At 34.9% G+C, this 17,099-nt stretch carries 13 protein-coding genes; 4 read left to right on the forward strand and 9 right to left on the reverse strand.

Annotation, left to right across the window (positions count from 1 at the left end; translation table 11 throughout):
- The first annotated feature begins 268 nt into the window (after positions 1-268).
- Positions 269-2,068: an acetolactate synthase 3 large subunit gene (locus tag ACFIKX_RS02390; protein ID WP_375613385.1), complete on the forward strand. Its 1,800-nt coding sequence runs from the start codon at positions 269-271 to the stop codon at positions 2,066-2,068.
- 659 nt (positions 2,069-2,727) lie between these two features.
- On the opposite strand, the gene ACFIKX_RS02395 is transcribed toward ACFIKX_RS02390, so the two are convergent.
- The 5 genes from ACFIKX_RS02395 to ACFIKX_RS02415 all read right to left on the reverse strand — a co-directional run bounded on the left by ACFIKX_RS02395 (position 2,728) and on the right by ACFIKX_RS02415 (position 6,122).
- Entirely contained in the window at positions 2,728-3,141 is a 414-nt protein-coding gene (locus tag ACFIKX_RS02395; protein ID WP_375628865.1) for a TauD/TfdA family dioxygenase, read from the reverse strand.
- 122 nt (positions 3,142-3,263) lie between these two features.
- Positions 3,264-3,560 carry a hypothetical protein gene (locus ACFIKX_RS02400; RefSeq protein ID WP_375628867.1) on the reverse strand — a complete coding sequence of 99 codons (297 nt, stop codon included), beginning with the start codon at positions 3,558-3,560 and terminating at the stop codon, positions 3,264-3,266.
- A gap of 543 nt (positions 3,561-4,103) precedes the next feature.
- Positions 4,104-4,433 (reverse strand): hypothetical protein, encoded by a 330-nt coding sequence (locus ACFIKX_RS02405; protein WP_375628869.1) that lies wholly within the window; start codon positions 4,431-4,433, stop codon positions 4,104-4,106.
- Between the two features lie 89 nt (positions 4,434-4,522).
- Positions 4,523-4,921 (reverse strand): MFS transporter, encoded by a 399-nt coding sequence (locus ACFIKX_RS02410; RefSeq protein WP_375628871.1) that lies wholly within the window; start codon positions 4,919-4,921, stop codon positions 4,523-4,525.
- Positions 4,922-5,195: 274 nt separating this feature from the next.
- The gene (locus tag ACFIKX_RS02415; RefSeq protein ID WP_375628873.1) at positions 5,196-6,122 is read right to left on the reverse strand and encodes a D-2-hydroxyacid dehydrogenase family protein; all 927 of its coding nucleotides are present in this window, start codon (positions 6,120-6,122) and stop codon (positions 5,196-5,198) included.
- Between the two features lie 1,040 nt (positions 6,123-7,162).
- Between ACFIKX_RS02415 and ACFIKX_RS02420 the strand changes: the two genes are divergently transcribed.
- From ACFIKX_RS02420 to ilvC, 3 genes are all read left to right on the forward strand, one after another.
- Positions 7,163-8,284: an ATP-dependent RecD-like DNA helicase gene (locus ACFIKX_RS02420; protein WP_375612026.1), complete on the forward strand. Its 1,122-nt coding sequence runs from the start codon at positions 7,163-7,165 to the stop codon at positions 8,282-8,284.
- Positions 8,285-8,370: 86 nt separating this feature from the next.
- Positions 8,371-9,105, forward strand: coding sequence for a pyridoxine 5'-phosphate synthase (locus ACFIKX_RS02425; protein WP_375613393.1), 735 nt, complete (start codon positions 8,371-8,373; stop codon positions 9,103-9,105).
- Positions 9,106-10,170: 1,065 nt separating this feature from the next.
- The gene (gene ilvC, locus ACFIKX_RS02430) at positions 10,171-11,190 is read left to right on the forward strand and encodes a ketol-acid reductoisomerase (RefSeq protein WP_375612028.1); all 1,020 of its coding nucleotides are present in this window, start codon (positions 10,171-10,173) and stop codon (positions 11,188-11,190) included.
- A gap of 115 nt (positions 11,191-11,305) precedes the next feature.
- Here the strand turns inward: ilvC and ACFIKX_RS02435 are convergent, their stop codons facing one another.
- The 4 genes from ACFIKX_RS02435 to ACFIKX_RS02450 all read right to left on the reverse strand — a co-directional run bounded on the left by ACFIKX_RS02435 (position 11,306) and on the right by ACFIKX_RS02450 (position 17,096).
- Positions 11,306-12,697: an amino acid permease gene (locus tag ACFIKX_RS02435; RefSeq protein ID WP_375628875.1), complete on the reverse strand. Its 1,392-nt coding sequence runs from the start codon at positions 12,695-12,697 to the stop codon at positions 11,306-11,308.
- 1,014 nt (positions 12,698-13,711) lie between these two features.
- Positions 13,712-15,112 carry an amino acid permease gene (locus ACFIKX_RS02440; protein ID WP_375612030.1) on the reverse strand — a complete coding sequence of 467 codons (1,401 nt, stop codon included), beginning with the start codon at positions 15,110-15,112 and terminating at the stop codon, positions 13,712-13,714.
- Positions 15,113-15,846: 734 nt separating this feature from the next.
- Positions 15,847-16,491: a LysE family translocator gene (locus ACFIKX_RS02445; RefSeq protein WP_375628877.1), complete on the reverse strand. Its 645-nt coding sequence runs from the start codon at positions 16,489-16,491 to the stop codon at positions 15,847-15,849.
- Positions 16,488-17,096, reverse strand: a complete 609-nt coding sequence (locus ACFIKX_RS02450; RefSeq protein WP_375628879.1) for a fumarylacetoacetate hydrolase family protein — start codon at positions 17,094-17,096, stop codon at positions 16,488-16,490. The genes ACFIKX_RS02445 and ACFIKX_RS02450 overlap by 4 nt, the downstream gene beginning before the upstream one ends.
- Between the last annotated feature and the right edge of the window lie 3 nt (positions 17,097-17,099).

Below are 17,099 nucleotides of genomic sequence, written 5' to 3' on the forward strand. Positions count from 1 at the left end.
CTTATCGAAAGATAAAAGATAATTCGTGAAAAAGAAATTTTTTAGAAAATATAATTTTTTATTGACGAATGGTATCAATGGAATTAGAAATCTCTCTACAAGGAATTTTTTATATATTTTATACGTTGGAATAATGGGGGTAATCATACAGTATGTGTTGTGTAATGGGCTCCTTTGGGGGCTTTTTTTATGGGCTCCTTTGGGGGCTTTTTTTATGGGCTCCGTTAGGGGCTTTTTTATTGTCCTATAAAGTAGGTGAGTGGGAAAAATGAGAAATGATCCAAGAAAGCAAGAGAGTGCAGATGGAAAAATAATGTCGGGCGCTGAAATAGTGGTTCAAGCTCTTATAGATCAAGGCGTTGAACATATTTTTGGTTATCCTGGTGGGGCTGTTTTGCCTATTTTTGATGTTCTTTATCACCAAGATACACTCCAGCATATTTTGGTGCGCCATGAACAAGCCGCAGGGCATGCAGCTGAAGGCTATGCACGCAGCACAGGGAAGGTAGGGGTTATGCTTGTGACTTCTGGTCCAGGGGCAACGAATGCTGTTACACCTTTGCAAGATGCTCTTATGGATTCGATACCTCTTATTTGTTTTTCTGGGCAGGTGTCAACAACGGTGATTGGAACAAATGCTTTTCAAGAGGCTGATACAGTTGGAATTACAAAGCCTTGTACGAAGCGTAATTGGCTGGTTAAAAATGTCAATGATCTTGCGGCTATTATTCATGAAGCTTTTTTTCTTGCTCAATCAGGTCGTCCTGGGCCGGTTTTGATTGATATTCCTAAGGATGTTCAATTTGCTTCAGGATTTTATAGAGCACCTCAAGTTCAGGAGTCTTTACATTCTTTTCCATCGTTGAAAGGGAATACTAAGGCTATTGAATCTGCCGTTTCTCTTTTAGTTGAGGCAAAACGCCCTATTATTTATTCTGGTGGTGGTGTTATTTCATCGGGGATGAAAGCTATACAGCTTTTACGTAATTTGGTTCAATTGGGGGATTTTCCGATTACTTCAACATTAATGGGACTTGGTGCTTATCCTGCTTCCGGTAAAAATTGGCTTGGAATGCTTGGAATGCATGGAACCTATGAGGCTAATATGGCCATGCATGATTGTGATGTCATGTTAGCTGTTGGAGCACGATTTGATGATCGTATCACCGGGCGCCTTGATGCATTTGCACCTCATGCGCGTATTATTCATATTGATATTGACCCTTCTTCTATCAATAAAATTGTAAAAGCAGAAGTTCCAATTATTGGTGATGTGGCTTGTGTTTTAGGAGATATGACGCAACTCTTAAAGATACAGCAACCAGCGTTTAACAGTGAAGTCCGTGAGGCGTGGTGGACGCAAATTAACCGTTGGAAGGCTCGTAATTCATTAGCATATGCGGAGAAAAAAGATGTCATTATGCCGCAATATGCTCTTGAACGGCTGTATGCTTTTACCAAAGATGCGAATGCTTATATTACAACGGATGTCGGGCAGCATCAGATGTGGGCAGCGCAGTATTACCATTTTGATGAACCAAAACATTGGATGACTTCTGGTGGTCTTGGAACGATGGGGTATGGTTTACCTGCTGCTATAGGTGTTCAAATAGCGCATCCTGATGCGCTTGTTGTGTGTATTTCTGGTGATGCCTCCATTCAGATGAATATTCAAGAGCTTGCAACAGCTATTCAGCATGACACACCGGTGAAAATTTTCATTTTAAATAATCAGTATATGGGAATGGTCCGCCAGTGGCAGCAATTGCTGCATGGTAATCGTCTTTCTCATTCTTATACGGAATCTATGCCTGACTTTGTGAAATTGGCACAAGCTTATGGAGCCGTGGGAATTCATTGTTCAAAACCCGATGAACTTGATGATAAAATTCAGCAGATGATTGACTGTGATAAGCCTGTTCTTTTTGATTGTCGTGTTTATCATTTAGAAAACTGTTTTCCTATGATCCCATCGGGATGTGCTCATAATGAGATGTTATTACCCGATGAGGCAAGCGAAGAAGCTATTGCAAATGCTATTTCTTCCGAGGGAAAGATTCTTGTATAAAATGAATATGTTAACAAAATGGTGAAGGATGGTGATGATGAAGTCTTTGGAGTCTTCATCTCTGTCTCTTCTTTGTGGAGAGTTTCTATTATCCTTAGAGCTCATTTTATGATTTTCATTCTTTGTTTAAAGACATGGGGTGTATTATTATTTGTTCATCTAAAAAATGTTATAAGTCGTGTGCACAATTATGTTTGAATTTATTTGTACGCGATGTTTGTTTTTTTAATTCATATGTTCACATTAATAGCTATTTCGTTGCATTTTTTAGATAATACATTGAATTATCTGTTATAAATTAATTATGTTGTCTCATATATGAATGATTTCATCGTGCAAGAAAAAAAGCCACACTGCTTGAAGGGTGCAACCATGCAAGCCATTATGCCTATGAAAACAATAGAAAAGTTTGTTACTATGTTTTGGTTTTGCATTATGAAATTACTCCAAATAGCTCTTTCAGGGGCTTGATAGGAAAATCCCCCTAGCGGTTTGAAAGGAAGGGAAAAAATAACAAAAATCAAATGCAGCCATAGAAAACCAATAGGTCACCATAGCTTATAATCAGGTATGATTATGCGGGAGAAACCTATACATATGAGATGTATCGTCAATATATAAACCAGAATAATACTCAACATCATATCATTATCAGGATATTAACATTGAAAATTAAATATTCTTTCTTTTATTTGTTCTATATATCTATGATTCCATAAATCTGCAGACACAAACACTCTTTGAATCCATCGCATTGGATTTTCATAACTATCAAATGATCCAAAAAATTTATCTCTAGAGTGTAGGGCCATTCTATTATCAATGTATAATAATCTTCCTGGTTGTACATCAATTCCAAAAGATATAGCCTTAATAGCTTCATAAAAATGATCTAAAGCTTCCTTGGCTTTTTTTGACTGTGGCTCTAACATGCCTGGATAAAAAACAGCGCTGATATCTGGGAATTCACCGTCCCCTTGAACGAGGGGCACTTTACTTGTAGAAGTTACCCCATTTTTTCTCCATCTATAGGGAACATTAATTATATATAAATTATCCCTGAAGCTCCTCAAATCCTCCTCACTTAAAAGTTTTAAAGCTAGACGTGCATCATCGTTAACGGACCATCAACACCATTGCGAACACCAGATAAAAGTATCCCCTTTAGGAGATAAATTTAAATCCGTTATAAATTTTAGTACAGCATTTTCATATGAAAATCTAACTCAACTTCAGATCCTAATCCTGTATAATCTTTTTTATTATCCTCTAAAAGAACTAGGTTATTTACTATATGTTCGCCTTCAAACTTAATTGAATAAGGCTCTCCGATCAATAAAGAAAACATCATAATTAAATTTTCGCTAATATAGCCACTTTTACAAGACGCATCTAAATTGTAAGGATTAGGTGACATATTAATTTGTCTATCAACAGGAAGGTTTTCAAAGATTAAATATGGTCTAGGGGTAATAGACACCTTTTGGTTCATAAGAATTGTCAATATTCTATGTGGTAGCAGCGAAAATGCTATTTTTTTAACTCAACCGAATATTCAATACCACCGTATGGATCATAAATAACATGGTCTAAAGCCTCTCAAAGTTTGTCTCTTTCGACATTGCTCAACTAAAAAGTATTTTCCATTTATCATTATAATTTCCCCCAATTATATTTCCCTACTTTTTTATTAAAAAAGTGAAAAAACAATAATTAAAATCAGCCATGTTAGTAAATAAGTGTCTGTAAAATCTTGGATTAATCCAAATAATGGTGGAGTAGTAATAATTGCGATTTGATTTACAGATATTGCTAAACCCAGAGAAAACACAACGCTTTCTTTCGGCTTAAGAGTCTACAATATAAGCAGCCCAAGGGCCATACCATTCCATTCCCAAAAAACTAACCAAGCAGATAAAATAGTTAAATAAATTATGGATCCACTTATGCCCAAAATTAATATTAAAAATCCAAAAACGACTGCAATCATGCAAAACAAGACAGGAAAAAATTGTCCTTTTTTACAATGATCACACTACGCTGCTAAAATAATTCTTCCTAAGGCACCAGAAGCCTGTGAAACAAAAAATAAATAAGCACTTTTATCTAGAGACAGGTGATAGATTCTATAAAAATAGATCGTTATAAAAATGGTTAAAACATATTGAACGATCACAAGTGAAACGCTTGGAAAAATAATATTCTTCATATGAGGCGCAGCCAACATTGCAAGACGAGATCTTACATTTGCATAGAACGAAATTCTTGCCTTGCTTTTTGGAACGATAGCGATAACTTTTGCTGGTGAGTGATAAAAAATAATAAATATACATCCCCCTAAAAAAGAAACTATGGCACCGACCAAAACGCACCTTGTATGCCATAGACAAGCACACTAGCAGGAAGAACTATTCCAGCTAATGCCCCCACAACCTAATGTTAACCCCGCCTGCCTTATTCCCATTGCAAATCCGCGCTGCGATTGTGGAAACCATGAAGAAACAGATTTAGCGCCGAAACAGATTTAGCGCCACCGGATTGAGCAGAACTATAAAATTCCCCTATAATTAGCAAACAAACCAAAAGGGAAATATAGTTATCTGCGATTGCTCCCAACAAAAGAGCGACAGAAACGCCGATCGCGCCAACTCCAATAATATAGCGCTCGTTAAACTTGTCTAGTAATTCACCAGCTACAAGTAAGCCAATAATAGGTAGGAACTGCGCTGCTGAAGACAGCAAACCTATCTGAGAGTTACTAAGCGAGAAATCTTTCTTAAAAAATTTAGCTAAAGGACCAATCCCTTGAACAAAGAAGCAGGCTGATGCTTGAGCGATAGTGGCAACAAGCAATACAATCCATCTATAATAATTTTTTCTATAAATTTATTATTGCTCACTCAGCCCCCTCCAATTAAAGTGTATTCCAATGAGGTAGCCTTTTTTAATGATTGCAATAATAAATTGTGTATTTTATGCTGATTACATAAAAATCTGTCCATACTATTGGTATTAATATGAAAACTAAGGAATATGCTTAATTTAAGGAAATAAGCTATTATGTGTCGTGCAAATTTGATACGCTAGCGATATAAGATAAATTTTACAAACATTGGCTCAGCCGGCATTAAGCGCTCTTTATAAAAGAAGCTATATTTTGGCAAGCTTTTTCAAAATAATTCTCAAAGCTTTCTTCAGTCACATAGCCCAGATGCGGTGTGCAAAGAACTCTATCTGATTGCAATAATTTGCTCTCATATACTGGCTCGCTGTCATAAACATCCAGTGCAAAGTAAGTTGAATTTTCCAAACTTAGTATTTTTTCTATCGCCCCTTTTTCAACCAAAGCTGAACGCGCTGTGTTAACAAAAATAGCATGTGGTTTCATGCTCAATAGATTATCTAATTTTATGATTTCTCTGGTTTTATCGCTTAAACGTAAATGGACAGATATAATGTCAGGACGTGTAAAAAATTCATCTTTTGAATGCGTAAAATGATAACCTAAATTTTTTGCTTCTTGCGTTGAACGCTCGCTCCCATAAACCAAAATGGACATGCCAAAAGCTTGAGCATATTGAGCAACCATTTTACCAATACGGCCAAACCCGAATATTCCAAGAGTAGCCCCTTTCATTTGGTTGCCAAATGTTGTTTGCCATCGTCCTTTTTTCATATCAGACACAGATTTATAGAGTTTTCTACGCGCAGACATAATTAAGAGCCAGGCAAATTCAGCAGCAGAAGTTGGATCTCCACCACCGTCTAATATTTCAATTCCTAAGTCTCTACAAGCTTCTATATCAATATGTGAACCTATAGGGCCTGTTTGGCAGATTAATTTTAAATTTGGCAGTTTCAGGAGAAGATTTCTATCAACTATAGTCCGCTCTCTGATTAAGATAAGAATATCTATCTCTTTGAGCTTATCTTCTAAATCACATTCTTTAGCTAAATTATTTATAACCAGCACTTCATGCGATTTCATTAATTTTGTAATAGACTGTAATGTTAGGGTGGCTTTTTGATAGTCATCTGGAATTAATATTTTCAATTTAAACCTTCCGTTTCATTCATCAATATTTGAGCTCATTATTTCATTTCTAAAACAACCAAAAAGCAATCTCATCGCTGATATTTTGACATAACACCAAGCCTATTAACAAATTATACCCCTTGATTTATTGTTATTTCTAGCAATAAGAATAGCATTAATCAGTTAGTTTTTATAAACTTTAAAACATTGCGACAAAAAGAAAAAGTTTAACTCAATAGATGGAGAATTGCGCTTTTCTCATATTCTAGAGGATGAACCTGAAGTGCTACGCTGGACTGAAGCCATGTCCCAGTTTTCTATAATAGACTACCAAGAAGGCCATACTTACGAACCATATTTTATTGTTGAAACAGAAAAAGCTACATATTTGTGCGAGATAAAGCGTGCTTCATATAAGTGTGATGTCTCTCTTTATTCGTTGAGATATCACTTATTTGTAGCATGAAGAGTAAATTTATTAAAATCATGATAAGAGGGAGATAGGAACTTTATAGGTGTATCATCATAGGATTAAGTCGTTTTGTTGAGAGCTATTTCTATTTTTGCCAAAAGGTTTTTGATATATTTAATTATAATTTCATAATAGTGGATGTACTTTATTTTTATGTGCAAGAAAGCTGATTGATTGTGTAAAATAGTATTCATAAAATTACATTATTCTTATCCTGTTAAGGACATTTTTTCTAGTGAGGGTTTTGCAATTGCAATGCTCTTTTTCTCATTCTAAATTTTGGTTAGAAAAAGCGTATAGAGGTGTTATTTTAAATTTAAGATATGCATCTTCCATTGTTGGTGTTACTGTTGTAAAAAATGATATTTTATTTGATACGCATAAGGTGTTACCAAGAAGATCGATGTATAGATAAAATTTAGATTGTTACAATATCTTGAAAAAACAATGGGTAAATAATTGATAATTGTGCTACGAAAGTTGTTAGATGGGTGTGTGTCAGCAATTCTTAATAAAAAAATTTTTCTTGATAGTTGGTTTTTTTCAAAATACTGCTCTTTTTATGCAAATCTTATGTTGGTAAGCTATGCAGTTTTCACGGGAACAGGATAATGCATTGAAGGCTGTTGCCGCGTGGTTGAAGGAAGGGCGTTCTCCTCTTTTTCGCCTTTTTGGCTATGCGGGGACGGGTAAGACGACGCTTGCGCGCTATTTTGCAGAGACAGTTGATGGTTCTGTTCAATTTGCTGCTTTTACAGGGAAGGCGGCGCAGGTTTTGCGTTCTAAAGGTGCAAGCAATGCTTGTACGATTCATTCGCTAATTTATTGTCCACGTGGTGAAGAGGAAGTTTCCGATGAAATAACAGGAAAAAAATCTATTGCTCCAACATTTACGTTAAATCGAAGAAGTGCTGCTGCACAAGCTAAACTCATTATTGTTGATGAGTGCTCGATGGTAGATGAAAAATTGGCCCGTGATTTAATGAGTTTTCGAACGCCAATTCTTGTTCTTGGTGATCCAGGTCAATTGCCTCCTATATCAGGTGGAGGCTTTTTTTCTAATGGAGAACCAGATTTTCTTCTTTCAGAAATTCATCGGCAAGCGCGAGATAATCCGATTATACGTCTTGCTATGGATGTACGTGAAGGACGCGATATTGCTTATGGTGACTATGGAGAAGCGCGCGTTGTGACACGTAAAGAGGTCAATCAACAATTGGTTTTGGATGCTGATCAGGTCTTGGTAGGGGTTAATCGTACACGCCACCTTTATAATCAGCGTTTGCGTGTGTTAAAGGGATTTACAGCAGATTATCCACAAGCGGGAGATAAGCTGGTGTGTTTGCGAAATGATCCGATTAAAGGTTTGTTGAATGGCTCTTTATGGAAGGTGATGACTTCACAGAAGGAGACCGTTAAACCAAGTATTAATCTTCTTGTGAAACCAGAAGAAAGTGAGCGTGGGGTAGCAAAGATTAAACTTTTAAAAGCAGCGTTTGAAAACCCTGATCAAGAAATTTCATGGCAATTAAAAAAGCGATATGATGATTTTGATTATGGGTATGCATTAACGGTTCATAAGGCGCAAGGTTCTCAATGGAATAATGTCGTTTTGTTTGATGAAAGTTTTGCATTTCGTGATATGTATGCGCGCTGGCTTTATACGGGAATTACCCGCGCAGCAGAACGTTTAACGATTGTTCGATAGAAAAAAGATGTGTATATCATCTAAGTTTCAGATGGAAAATGCCTTTTTTCTATCTTGTTACACACTATAAAAAAATGGAAATGGGCATGGCGGTAAAACTTTCGGTTAATCTTAATGCTGTTGCTGTTTTGCGTAATCGACGTAATCTTCCGTGGCCAAGTATAACGAATATTGGGCATATAGCGCTTGCTGCTGGAGCAGCAGGTTTGACGGTTCATCCGCGCCCTGATGAAAGGCATATTCGTTTTGCGGATTTACCAGATATATACTGTTTAATAAAGAACACTTTTCCTACTGCTGAGTTTAATATTGAAGGTTATCCCAGTGATCAATTTTTGGATATCGCTAAAAACTATGCGGATCAGATTACCCTTGTTCCTGATGATCCAGATCAGTCAACGTCTGATCATGGTTGGAATTTTGCTCATGATGCAGAATTTTTAGCACCTATTATTCAGAATTTAAAAAACAGAAAGATTCGTGTATCCCTTTTTGCTAATCCTACTGTCGATGGTCTTGATATTGCTAAAGCAATGGGCGCTGATCGTGTGGAATTTTACACGGGACCTTACGGTGGTGCATTTCAGGATAAAACAAAACAAGATCAAGAGCTCAATAAACTTGTTTTAGCAGCAAGAAGAGCAAAAGAATTGCAGTTAGGTATAAACGCAGGGCATGATCTGACACTTATGAATCTTCCTGCTCTTGTCAAAAATATTCCTTGGCTTGATGAAGTTTCTATTGGCCATGGGCTCATTGCTGATGCATTAGAGTATGGAATACATGAGACTGTTCAGCGTTTTATCCGGTTGTTATCGTAATCTTTTTCTCTCTATAAAAATTGGAAAAGAAATTTTTATAGAGGTTTGCCAATTTATCTTAAAAAACAATTTTATATATGTTGATATAAATAGCACTATTATCGTGCATTATAAATATTCTATTGTTCCTCTATTTATTGGTTGCTTTCTATCTTTTGTTTTTGAGTGCATGCGATGTTTTTTATTTGTACTATCCATTATGAGGAAGTTTTAAAATCTTCTTATTATAATTTCTTTGAATGGAGAAGAAGTAGGGTTTTGAAAGTATTTCCCTTATAAAGGAGTGCGTAGGATTTTAATGGATTAATACACAAATTTTCTTGATATTGGAGCTCATTTTTGGGTTATCTGTAAATAGTATAACGTAAAATCTCCTTATGAATAAGCTTAATGCAATAGGAGCTGTTAAATAGAATGATGATATCGACTTGTAGCTTTATGAAGTAAAGAGAGTGATGTGCAATAAATCTTACACTATTATAGGGAATTCTTGAAAAGGGCTTGAGCATATTAAAATTTTTTTATAAGGCGCCATAAATGGATAACATAATAGCCGTATGGGGGCTTCTTCGTGTGAGAGGCGTGGATATTAAAAGAACGTAAAAAGTAAAAACATCCTCTCTATTATTCTAAAGATATTGTTGTATATGCTTTTGAAGGTTGTATTAAAACAATACTTGTTATTTTGTAATTTTTCTTGCTATCCGTATTGATTTGGTTCATGTTAAAGATTGTATGTTGTATCTTAATTTTTAGAATATAGCGTTGTTGCACGATAAAAGAGTAGAATATTAGCTAAATTTTCTTTAGAAATCTTATTTTGTGTAATTATTGTTTTTGTAGAATAGCAGTTGAAGTTTATTTGGGGATCCGTATATGTTTTAGGAATGTTTGGGGACTACAGTTTTTTCTATGCAATATGTAAACTTTAAAATTATTCAATTGCTGTGTTCTTATAAGCGTTTTTTTTTGTCTTTATAAGTGTGTGATGCACTGTAGATAATGTTTCTTATTGAATAAAAATAATCTGAAATCCAGTTTAAATAGAGAAAGAAGGAATTTTTTATGCGTGTTTATTATGATCGTGATGCGGATGTTAATCTCATTAAAGGGAAAAAAGTAGCCATTGTTGGTTATGGTTCTCAAGGGCGTGCGCACGCTTTAAACTTGAAAGATTCTGGTGTTAAAAATGTGCAAATAGCTTTGCGTTCAGGGTCGGAAACAGTTAAAAAAGCCATGGCTGATGGTTTTGAAGTGGTGAGTGTTGCTGAAGCAGCAAAATGGGCAGATCTCATCATGATGGCAACACCAGATGAATTGCAAGCTGATATTTATAAGGAACATATTCATGATCATTTACACGATGGGGCAGCGATTGCTTTTGCGCATGGTTTGAGCATTCATTTTGGCTTGATTGAACCTAAAAAAAACGTTGATATTGTGATGATTGCTCCTAAAGGTCCAGGGCATACAGTTCGTCATGAATACCAACGGGGTTGTGGTGTTCCTTGCTTAATAGCGGTGGCGCAAGATGCTTCAGGGCATGCACATAATGTAGCATTATCTTATGCATGTGGACTTGGTGGTGGACGTGCTGGGGTGATTGAAACAACATTTAAAGAAGAGTGCGAAACTGATCTTTTTGGTGAACAAGCGGTTCTTTGTGGTGGTCTTGTTGAATTGATTCGAGCAGGTTATGAAACATTAACACAAGCAGGTTATGCGCCGGAAATGGCTTATTTTGAGTGTTTGCATGAGGTTAAACTGATTGTTGATCTCATGTATGAAGGGGGCATTGCAAATATGAATTATTCGATTTCTAATACAGCTGAATGGGGTGAATATATGTCTGGTCCACGTGTGATTACGGATGAAACCAGAGCAGAAATGAAACGTATATTGAAAGATATTCAAACGGGTAAATTTACATCGAATTGGATTCAAGAATATAAAGCTGGTGCTGCTCATTTTAAAAGTATGCGGCGTTTAAATGATAATCATCCTATTGAAGAAGTTGGTAAAAAACTTCGTTCTATGATGCCTTGGATAAAATCGAATGCTTTGGTTGATAAAGAGCGTAATTGAAGATTCTACAGAGATATTTTGTCAATAGCTTTTATAATTTTATAGATAAATATCAAAAAAAGGGTAACTTTAGTTACCCTTTTTTATATGTTTTTGGAAACATAAGCTTTATTTTTTAATTTTTTGCATAATTCTTTTTCCCAAAAAGAAAGTATACAATTCCTAAAAATATGAACCATGCTGGAGTGTATTTTAAAGCTATGGCAGTGTCAGCTTCTAATGACAATAAATAGATAATGAATGCAAAGAAAACAAGAAGCGCCCAACACATAACAACACCTCCTGGCATTTTATAAGGAGAGACAGTATGCTGGAGAGGACGATTGCGGCGATAGACGATATAGCTGATCAAAATGATAGACCATACAAATATAAACAAAGTTGCGGCAATTGTCGTAACAATTGTAAAAGCAGCTATGAGTGTTTGAGATAACGATACAACGGCATAACCAAATAAGATGCATATACATGAAAAGAATAATGCGTTGGCTGGAACGTGGTTACGAGAAAGTTTTCCTAAAAATTTAGGAGCACCTTTTTGTGTTGCTAGCCCATATATCATACGGCTGGTAGAAAAAATTCCACTATTTGCTGAAGATGCGGCAGCTGTGAGGACAACAAAGTTCATCAAACCTGCAGCAGTTGGGATACCAATAAGTGCATACATTGTTACAAATGGGCTTTTTTCTGGACTGATTTGATCCCACGGCGTCACAGACATAATCACAAGAAGAGAGAATATATAAAAGAATACAATGCGGATTGGTATTGAATTAACAGCCTGTGGTAAAGCTTTTTGAGGCTCTTTTACTTCAGCAGCAGCTGTTCCAGCGAGTTCAATGCCAACAAAAGCAAAAATAACAATTTGAAATCCAGCAAAAAAGCCTGTAATTCCTCGCGGAAAAATATTCCCACCGTTCCATATATGGTTAAGAGAAGCAACCGTACCGTTTGGAGAGACAAAACCGGTAAAGATCATATAAAATCCTACAACGATTAGGACTAGAATTGCTACGATTTTGATAAAACCAAACCAAAACTCAAGTTCGCCAAATAGTTTTACGGCGACGAGGTTAAGAATTAAAAAGGACATAAGACCAATTATAACAGGAATCCACGGATTGAGCTCAGGCCACCAAAAGTGTGTATAAGTGACAATAGCAATAATTTCAGCAGTTCCAGTGACAATCCAACACAACCAATATGTCCAGCCGATAAAGAATCCGGCACATGGCCCTAGAAGATCGGTTGAGAAGTCAATAAAAGATCGGTATTGTGTATTAGAAAGCAATAACTCTCCCATAGCACGCATGACAAAGTATAGAGCACAACCAATAATTGCATAAACGAGTAGAATTGAGGGGCCTGCTACACTGATTGTTTTTCCTGATCCCATGAAGAGACCTGTTCCAATCGCTCCACCAAGGGCTATAAGTTGTATGTGTCGGTTATGTAGTCCACGTTGCAATTTCTTCTTAGTTTTTTTTTCTAAATTTTGTTTGTTCATTTTTGGGGAGTTCTCCTTAGTTATTTTTAAATAAAAATTACCCTAAAAAAGGTAATTCCTTCTATCGGAACACGCTATGGTTAAGGAGTAAAGGAATTTTTTTCTATGACTATATGTGAATAAAGCAAAAACATTATTAATTAATGGAATAATTATTTTATATATAATTAAACAAAATATAAATTGTATTATATTTTTTTGATTTTTTATTTTTATACATAAGTAATATATATAATATATAATATAATTTATATTATATATATTGTTATTTGTATATAAATAATAATATATATTTATGTATATTTATTTATATTAATTTTTTATATAAATATCTTTATATTTAAAATTATTTATTTATTTATATTTTTAGCTATATAAAAATATAAATAAAATTGTAAATTTATTAAATATAAAACTTTGTATATAAATAAAATAAGTTTAAATAGTTAAACTATTGTTTAAAACATTAAAAAATATATTTAAATTTTACATTTGATTATTAATATTTAAAATTTATTACAAATAGAAAAATATTTTCATAGAATCTTTTTTTATTGCAGATAGCTATTAAGATATATTCTGTTTAGAGCTATATTTTTAATTTTGATAAAAAATTGAATATAAATTTTTTTGGGGGGGGAAGTTTTAGATAAATCTCATGTTTTATTAGTAAACAATGTCAGTGAAGTTTATAGAGAATTTTTTACAGAATAGCTCGTTTCTTATCCTATTGTGCAGTAAAATACTGTTGTGTAGAGTAGTGATATAAAGCATATAACATTTTACGCATTAAGTATTTTTAGAATGGGTGGTGAGTGTTCAGGGCAGGGCTAGCCCATAGAGCCTTATGTAGGTGAACCATATAAATGATCAGCAGCATTCCCCCTTAATAAGCCGGATTGTTTACAAACCGGTGCCGGTAGGAATCGTCGTTTTTTGATGTTTGGGGAGGAGGTTAAGTAGAAAAAGGGTAACTAAAATTACCCTTTTTTGAGATGTTTTTATGTATAGACTTTATTTGTTACCTTGAGTTATTTTTTTCTTTACAAACATAAAATACATTATACCTAAGAAAACAAACCAGAATATACTATATTTTAAGGCTAGTAGAGTATCAGCTTCTAATGTCAACAAATAGAGCATGAAAACAAAGAAAACTAAAATTATCCCACACATGATAACACCTCCTGGCATTTTATAAATGGATTCAGCGTGTAGATGAGGGCGATTGCGACGATACACAATATAGCTAATCAAAATTACAGACCATACGAATAAAAATGCAATAGCTGAAATGCTTGTCACAATTGTAAAAGCACTTATGAGGCTTGGAGAGAGTGAGGCAATTGTATACCCTATTAAAATACATAAACAGGAAAAGAATAGAGCATTGGCTGGAACATGGTATCTGGAAAGTTTACCTAAAATTGGAGGGGCACCTTTTTGTGTTGCAAGTCCATATATCATACGGCTGGTAGAAAAAATACCACTATTTGCTGAAGAGGCAGCTGAGGTAATAACGACAAAGTTTACCAAGCCGGCAGCTATCGGAATGCCTGCAAGCCAAAACATCGAGACAAAGGGGCTTTTATCTGGAACAATTTGATCCCAAGGTGTGACAGACATAATTACAGCGAGAGAAAAAATGTAAAAGAGTACAATACGGACCGGTATTGCATTAATTGCTTTGGGGAGAACTTTTTTAGGTTCTTTTACTTCAGCAGCGGTTGTTCCAGCAATTTCTATACCAACAAAAGAAAAAATGGCAATTTGAAATCCAGCAAAAAAACCTGTCATTCCTCGCGGAAAGATATTGCCATCGTTCCATACGTGATTGAGAGAAGCAACCGTACCATTGGGAGAGGTAAAGCCCGTAACGATCATATAAAATCCCACAACAATTAATGCTAAAATTGCGACGACTTTGATAAGACCAAACCAGAATTCAAGTTCACCGAATAGTTTCACGGCAAAGAGGTTAAAGATTAAAAAGACACTAATGCAGGTAAAAACGGTAAACCATGGATTGAGTGTTGGCCACCAAAAGTTCATATAAGTGATGATGGCAATAATGTCAGCAGCTCCAGTTACAACCCAGCTCAACCAATAGCTCCAGCCAACAAAGAAAGCGATTCCCGGTCCTAGCATATCGGTTGAAAAATCAATAAGAGATCGGTATTGTGAATTAGAAAGCAACAATTCTCCCATAGCACGCATGACAAAGTATAGAGCAAAACCGATAATAGCATAAACGAGTATGATGGAAGGACCTGCTACACTAATTGTTTTTCCTGCCCCCATGAAGAGACCTGTTCCAATAGCACCACCAATGGCTATAAGTTGTACATGTCGGTTGTGTAGTCCACGCTGTAACTTATTCTGAGAATTATCTTTTAAATTTTGTTTGTAGCTCATTTTTTGGGGGTTCCCTTTAATTATTTTGAGATTAAATTACACTAAAAAAGCATTATTTCGTATCGAAGCATGATATAAATGAGGTGTAAAGGAAAAAAACGTTTTTTATGATTTTGTGTGGATAAAGAAAAGAATATGTTTTAGGAATATGCTTTTGAAAAAAGAGAATGTTGTCCTCTTAAATAATGTAACAGATATTTGAATAGGGAGCTTTTTATTGTTATTAATAACAAATAAATTGTTCATTAAAAGACGTGGGGCTTTTAAAATTATTTCAGAAAGTTGTCAGGAGTTTTTATAATTTTTTGAAACTTATTATTTGTAATCAGTACATTATTTATTATTATTCATAATGGTGAGAGTTTTACTTTTTGCTCAAATAGTACTCGAGAGTTCTCATCTTAGTTTAAGAAACAATTTTTAATGGAAAATTAAAATGATTTTTAAAATCATTTTTTTGTTTGTATGGTGCTATCATAAATCAAAAAGTTACTTTTGTTTCATAAACGAAAAGAGGAATATCATAGCTTATTTTTTTAAAAGTGATGAATAAGGATTTTGTTTAGATATTGGTAACATTTTATAAAATATTGCGAGAAACTCACAAAGTTTACACAAACGTCCTTGAGAATATGATAAAGAAATGCAACGTAATTCAGTTATACAAAGAAAAAAAGAACTGGGGATTGTATAAGCTCTGTTAGAGATTGAGCTATTCACAGTGAGAGACAGAATCAGGAAAAGATTGCTTTATTAACTTTACAATTTGTTATCAAAGATAAAACTGTTCCTGTCGCAATGTTAATCGAGCCTTTTACCCGCTGCTTTTTTAAGGCGGTACTGGCAAATGATATAAAAATGGTCATTAAAGTAAACCATGCAAAGATGTTGAAAGAATGTATGGTTACAAGTTCAAAACCTTTTTTAATGCTACCTCCAGAAGCTAAGAATTTTGGAAAAGCTGCTATGTAAAATATAGATACTTTGGGGTTTAGTATTTGTGTCAAAAAAACGTCCATATAGCTGGTTAAAAGCTTTGTTTCACTCGTAGCATGCTTTTCATTCGTTGAACTTCTTTCTTTTGAATTTAAGCTGTGTATTCCAGATTTAATTGATTTAAAGCCCATGTATAATAAATAGCTGCCACCCATGAGTTTTACTAAAAAAAACAGCGTTTTGTTGTTGAGAATGAGCGCTGATACACCTAGTATGGAAAATGCCCCATGCACATATGTTGCTGTACACAATCCTAAAACGTTTACAAATGCGTTCTTTCTTCCCAATCTCGTTGCATTATCGATGATAAGGGCCATATTCGGCCCCGGTGAGATGACTAAAAAAAATGAAACAATGAAAAAGGTCAGTATTTGATGATTCATTTTACTTTTAGCTCTGAAATTAATTGATTTTCGAGATACAATTCTATTCTGTCAAACTGAGAAAGTTTTCCTACACCCTGTGGAGTGCCTGTGTATATGAGATCACCACGTCTTAGCTGAATGTAGTGACTTAAAAACGATATTATCTTCTCAAAGCTAAAGATCATATTTTTCGTATTGCCAACTTGTCTTGTTTCGCCATTCAACTTCATTGCAAAGGTTATTGGGTTGTTTATTTTTTCCTTGTTTATGAAGTCAGAGACGTATGCAGCGCCTTTAAATCCTTTCGATAAAAGCCAAGGAAGCTTTTTTTCTTTCAGTTTTGTTTGCAAATCCCGCGCTGTGAGATCAAGACCTATTGCTACGGCATCATAGCATTCTTCTGCTTCTTCCTCCATGATCATGAAAGCGTCCTTTGAGATTTTGAGCACAATTTCGGTTTCAAAATGTATTTCTTTGGAAAAATCAGGGAGATAAATTTCATTGCCTAAAACGAGTGAACTTTTGGGCTTGCTAAAGATAACAGGTTCATCTTCAACAACATTACCTAGTTCATGAACATGTTCAACATAATTGTATCCAACACAGTAGATGTCATTTATCATGGG

This window comes from Bartonella sp. CM86QHHN (assembly GCF_042194695.1).
Lineage (GTDB): Bacteria > Pseudomonadota > Alphaproteobacteria > Rhizobiales > Rhizobiaceae > Bartonella.

Coding starts and splice junctions, on each gene's coding strand:
- ACFIKX_RS02390 (WP_375613385.1), top strand. CDS start 269: ATGAGAAATGATCCAAGAAAGCAAGAGAGTGCAGATGGAAAAATAATG.
- ACFIKX_RS02400 (WP_375628867.1), bottom strand. CDS start 3,560: ATGAACCAAAAGGTGTCTATTACCCCTAGACCATATTTAATCTTTGAA.
- ACFIKX_RS02420 (WP_375612026.1), top strand. CDS start 7,163: ATGCAGTTTTCACGGGAACAGGATAATGCATTGAAGGCTGTTGCCGCG.
- ACFIKX_RS02425 (WP_375613393.1), top strand. CDS start 8,371: ATGGCGGTAAAACTTTCGGTTAATCTTAATGCTGTTGCTGTTTTGCGT.
- ilvC (WP_375612028.1), top strand. CDS start 10,171: ATGCGTGTTTATTATGATCGTGATGCGGATGTTAATCTCATTAAAGGG.
- ACFIKX_RS02435 (WP_375628875.1), bottom strand. CDS start 12,697: ATGAACAAACAAAATTTAGAAAAAAAAACTAAGAAGAAATTGCAACGT.
- ACFIKX_RS02440 (WP_375612030.1), bottom strand. CDS start 15,112: ATGAGCTACAAACAAAATTTAAAAGATAATTCTCAGAATAAGTTACAG.
- ACFIKX_RS02445 (WP_375628877.1), bottom strand. CDS start 16,491: ATGAATCATCAAATACTGACCTTTTTCATTGTTTCATTTTTTTTAGTC.
- ACFIKX_RS02450 (WP_375628879.1), bottom strand. CDS start 17,096: ATGATAAATGACATCTACTGTGTTGGATACAATTATGTTGAACATGTT.